Origin of the sequence: Pseudomonas sp. PICF6, from assembly GCF_009831705.1 — a bacterium.
Classification (GTDB): Bacteria; Pseudomonadota; Gammaproteobacteria; order Pseudomonadales; family Pseudomonadaceae; genus Aquipseudomonas; species Aquipseudomonas rhizophila.
The window spans coordinates 11,446-15,817 of the sequence record NZ_WUUD01000028.1; the positions used below are offsets into that span (position 1 = coordinate 11,446).

The 4,372-nt window shown below is 61.9% G+C and carries 7 protein-coding genes; 3 read left to right on the plus strand and 4 right to left on the minus strand.

All coding sequences use genetic code 11. The features are described from left to right. The 3 genes from GSM73_RS27590 to GSM73_RS19385 form a co-directional block, all read left to right on the plus strand. The coding region (locus tag GSM73_RS27590) for an ATP-binding protein (RefSeq protein WP_256676984.1) at window positions 1-477 on the plus strand (477 nt) is incomplete at its 5' end. Window positions 478-568: 91 nt separating this feature from the next. After that, entirely contained in the window at window positions 569-910 is a 342-nt protein-coding gene (locus tag GSM73_RS19380; protein WP_047229836.1) for a pentapeptide repeat-containing protein, read from the plus strand. Window positions 911-1,119: 209 nt separating this feature from the next. Next, on the plus strand, window positions 1,120-1,392 hold the full coding sequence (locus GSM73_RS19385) for a TfoX/Sxy family protein (RefSeq protein ID WP_047229837.1): 273 nt from the start codon (window positions 1,120-1,122) through the stop codon (window positions 1,390-1,392). Between the two features lie 182 nt (window positions 1,393-1,574). On the opposite strand, the gene GSM73_RS19390 is transcribed toward GSM73_RS19385, so the two are convergent. The 4 genes from GSM73_RS19390 to GSM73_RS28290 all read right to left on the minus strand — a co-directional run. Further along, on the minus strand, window positions 1,575-2,462 hold the full coding sequence (locus GSM73_RS19390) for a ChaN family lipoprotein (RefSeq protein ID WP_160893580.1): 888 nt from the start codon (window positions 2,460-2,462) through the stop codon (window positions 1,575-1,577). A gap of 21 nt (window positions 2,463-2,483) precedes the next feature. Continuing rightward, a complete protein-coding gene (locus GSM73_RS19395; protein ID WP_160893582.1) occupies window positions 2,484-3,251 on the minus strand; it encodes a heme ABC transporter ATP-binding protein in 768 nt (255 codons plus the stop codon). Further along, entirely contained in the window at window positions 3,251-4,234 is a 984-nt protein-coding gene (locus GSM73_RS19400) for an iron ABC transporter permease (RefSeq protein ID WP_171061425.1), read from the minus strand. Before GSM73_RS19400 ends, GSM73_RS19395 begins: the two co-directional genes overlap by 1 nt. A 50-nt stretch (window positions 4,235-4,284) precedes the next feature. Continuing rightward, the coding region (locus GSM73_RS28290; protein WP_372241401.1) for a hypothetical protein at window positions 4,285-4,372 on the minus strand (88 nt) is incomplete at its 5' end.

A 4,372-nucleotide genomic window follows, 5' to 3' on the forward strand; every position in this document is an offset into this window, starting at 1 on the left:
GGCGCCATTCGCTTGCGCTCGGACGTTGAGCGCAAGCGTCTGTTTGGTGAGCAGCAAGTGCCCAATGATCCACAAGCCGGCATCTATAGCAGCGGCGCCAGCGACGCCACTTATGCCCGCTTGCATGAAATCGCCAGTGTCATCCTGCATGCCGGCTTCCCAGCAGTGATCGACGCCACGTACCTCAAACACGATCAGCGCGATGCTGCGGCGAAAGTTGCCGAGGCCACGGGCGCTCCGTTCCTGATCCTCGATTGCAATGCGCCACAAGCGGTTATCGAGAGCAGGCTGGCGCAGCGTCAGGCCGATCAGACAGATCCGTCCGACGCAAATCTGGCCGTTATCGCCGCCCAACAGGCCAGCCGCGAAGCACTCACCCCTGCGGAAATCCTGTGCAGCAAACGGGTCCAGACCAATGAAAGCGGCACGCTCGACATCGTGGTCGCGCAGATTCGTCAACGCTTGCCAGGCCTGTAAAAAACTATTTCGGCCGTGGAGTCTGCCCACCCTTCACGGCCGTCAAACAGTGGCACTATACTGGCGTCATAAAACCAACAGGTGATATGAAATGAGCCTACCCAAGCTTCTCAGTACCCCGCTTTATGCTTTGCTGCGCGAAGACGACATTGCCGGTTTCAACAACGAACGGCCACAAGGCCCGGTTGATATGCGTGGCGGCGATTTTCGTGGTCTGGATCTGCGAGAGCTCAATGCCGACGACGTGGATTTCACCGACGCTTACTTCCGCTCCGCGGATTTGCGCGGCATCGATTTTCGCAAGTCGTCCCTGGAAGGTGCCAGCCTGGCCCATGCGCAAATATCGGGCGCCTATTTCCCGGCAGAACTGTCTGCCGACGAAATTCTGATGTCGATGAACTTTGGCACCCGGCTGCGCTACCGCACCCGCTGAATCGGGCCGAATCTGCCGTCAACCCAATTGATCTCCAGCGCCCCCGCCTGCGCTGGACGCTGCATCTTGCCGCGCGCCCCCACCTATCGTGCGTAATGCATTAGAAGCTTTTGCTTCAAATCCCACCAAAGAATCACGTTTTTCCTACTGACCGCTACACTCCTGAGAAGCTTGCCCACTGCACCAGTCGGCCGTCGCAAGGAGGTTCGATGAATGATGAACTGCAACACCTGAAGAACCTGGGCAAGACATCAGCCCAGTGGCTGCATGCCGTGGGCATCCACAGCGCCTCGGATCTGCGTCGCCTCGGAGCGGTTGATGCCTATCGCGCAGTACGCACTCGCGGGTTCCGGGCTTCGAAGGTGTTGCTCTATGCCATTGAGGGCGCATTGATGGATGTGCACTGGAATGACATCCCCGCCGAACGCAAGGAAGCCTTGAACAAACAATTGGACGCCGTTTCGACGCGTCACAAAGCCTGACCATTCTCCTTGTTTGTCGCCACACGGCCTCCGGTTGAAAGTTATTTGGGCCAATTTAAAAAACAACGTTTGACATGGTAATGAGAATCGCTATGATTAGCGCATCCGGTCGCGAGACTGGTCGATATTTGAATAGCCCTTGGTTCGGACTCTCAGATATCTCCTCATCAGGCTAATCACGGTTATTTGACCCGACTTTTGTCGGGTCTTTTTTTGTCTGGAGGAAATGCGCTGTGTTCAAGCATCTGCGCGCAGTAATCCTCAGGGGGAGCGGCCTTGGTGTACCACACGTAATCTGCCATGACCGATGTCATCTCGCTGCCCTCCTCGGCCAGCATCAGGACGGTGGGCGCCTCACTGGCCCCCAAGTCCAGCACATGCAGCGGCACCCCGACGTCTTTTCGTCCATGCCAGGCACCGGCGAACAACAACGCAGGCAATGGCGCAGCCAGCAGACGTTCGGCCATGCGTCGGTCACGTTGTTGCTGGACAGCCAGCATCGCCGGCATCTGAGATTCGGGCAGCAGGCCGCAATGGGATTGGCGAATCTGCTCCAGCAACTGATCCTTCACACTTGCCGCATTCGCACGGGCGCCTCGCAAGTCCGGCGCCTGCCGGTAGACGCGCTGGATCTCGGCGGCGTCCAGATTGGCGGCCAACAACGGATAGCGTTGCGTCAGGGCGAACTCCACGACCGGACCATACAGGCTCCAGTCCCATCCCGGCGACCAATCCAGGGCACCGGGAAGATCAGTTGGCAAGGCAGGTAACTGGCGGACCGCATCAACGCGAGGCTGCTGGTGGGGTGTCAGCATTTCCAGCAGGAGGCTGCCCTGGGCCCGTTGCGCGGCCAGGGCCTGAAGCAGCCATAGCTGCAGCGCGTGGTGATCCGGATTGTCGTGCTGCTCGCCGACCACCACTCGCGGCGCCCGTGCCAGACGCTCGATCAACGCTTGAGGCGTGATGGCCCGGCCACTGTGCAAATCAAGGATCTGCCCGTCGACCGGGGGCGGCGCGGTGCTCTGACAGGCCGTCAGCACACTCAATGCCAGAATCAGGATCAGGCGCACGTCTACATCCTCAGGCAACCCTCAGCGGGCGATGATCAATGGATGTCCGCGCTCCGGATGGGGTTGCACCAGCACTTCCAGGCCAAACACTGCTTTGAGCGGTTCCGGGCGCAGCACTTGTTGCGGCGTGTCCAGGGCCACCGGCCGGCCGGACGCGAGCAACAACAGGCGATCACAATAACGCGCTGCCAGGTTCAGGTCATGCAGGATCACCAATACGGCCGCGCCGCGATCGGCAAACTCACGCACCGCTTGCAGGATGGTGTGCTGGTGGAGTGGATCGAGCATCGAGGTCGGTTCGTCGAGCAGCAGGGTCTGCCCCGCTTCCCCTGGCCACAACTGTGCCAAGACCCGCGCCAGGTGCACCCGCTGACGCTCGCCTCCCGACAGCGCCAGGTAACTGCGACCGTGCAGATGCGCCGCGTCTGCAGCGTGCAACGCCAAGGCAACGATTTGCTCGTCACGCACTCGACCACACTGATGAGGCAGGCGCCCCATGCCGACCACTTCTTCGACGCGGAAGGCAAAATCCAGGGTCGATGACTGCGGCAATACCGCCAGGCGGCGGGCACGCTCGGCGCCGTCCCACTGGGACAAAGGCCGATCATCGAGCCAGACCTGTCCCTGCGCAGGAGGCAATTGACCGCACAGCCCCGCCAGCAAAGTACTTTTACCTGCACCGTTGGGCCCGAGCACGCCCAGCACCTGGCCGGGATGCAGCTCAAGATTGACATCAGCCAACACGGTCTCGCGACCCCGCTGGATGTGCAGATTCTGCGCTCGTAACATCAGGCGCGTCCTCGCAGCAATAAATAGAGGAAGAACGGCGCCCCGATGAATGCCGTGACGATGCCGATCGGCAGTTCCGCCGGAGCCAGCGCCAGACGCGCCACCAGATCGGCGAACAGCAGCAGGCTCGCCCCCGCCAGCACCGAAGCCGGCAACAGAACGCGATGATCGGGGCCGGCCATCAACCGTACCAAATGCGGCACTACCAGCCCGACAAAGCCGATCATGCCCGCCGCCGCCACTGCCGCGCCAACCCCCAGGGCCGTGCAAAACACCAGTTCACGCTTGAGCCCTTCGACATCAACGCCCAAATGGGCGGCTTCGGATTCACCCAGCAACAGAGCATTGAGTGCCCGGGCCCGTCGTGGCAGCCACAGTGCTACGCCAACGCTGACCAGCAACAGCGGCCACAACCGCGCATAGCTGGCACCATTCAGACTCCCCAGGTTCCAGAACGTCAAGGTGCGCAGGGTCGCGTCGTCCGCCAGGTAAGTGAACAAGCCCACCGCCGAGCCGGACAGCGCGGTCAGGGCGATACCGGCCAGGAGCATGGTCGCGACATGGGTCTGGCCGTTGCGCCGGCCGAGGCGATAAACCAATGCCGTAACCCCAAGCCCGCCGAGGAACGCACACAACGACAACACATAGGGGCCGAACGCTTCGGGCAAGCCGCCCAGCGCCGAGCCGCCAACAATGGCGAACGCCGCGCCCAGTGCCGCACCGCTGGACACCCCGACCAGCCCCGGGTCGGCCAACGGGTTGCGGAACAGCCCCTGCATCGCCACCCCCGATAATGCCAATACCCCGCCCACCGCCAGCCCCAGCAGGGTGCGTGGCAGACGGATCTGACCGAGGATCAGTTCGGCCTGCTCCAGACCTTCGGCGGCCACTGGCAAACCCATCAAGCGCAACGCGGCGCGCAAGGTATCGAACAGCGGCAAACTCACCGGCCCCAGGGCCAGGGACAGCCAGATCGCCAGCAGACACAACAGGGCCAGGCCAATGAACAAGGTGCGCAGTTTGACCAGAGGGGTCATGGTGCCTTGGCCGGTTCGGTCGGGTAAAAACCGGCCGTCAGCTTCACCAGACTTTGCGGCAACCGCGGGCCTAGCCCGCCGACC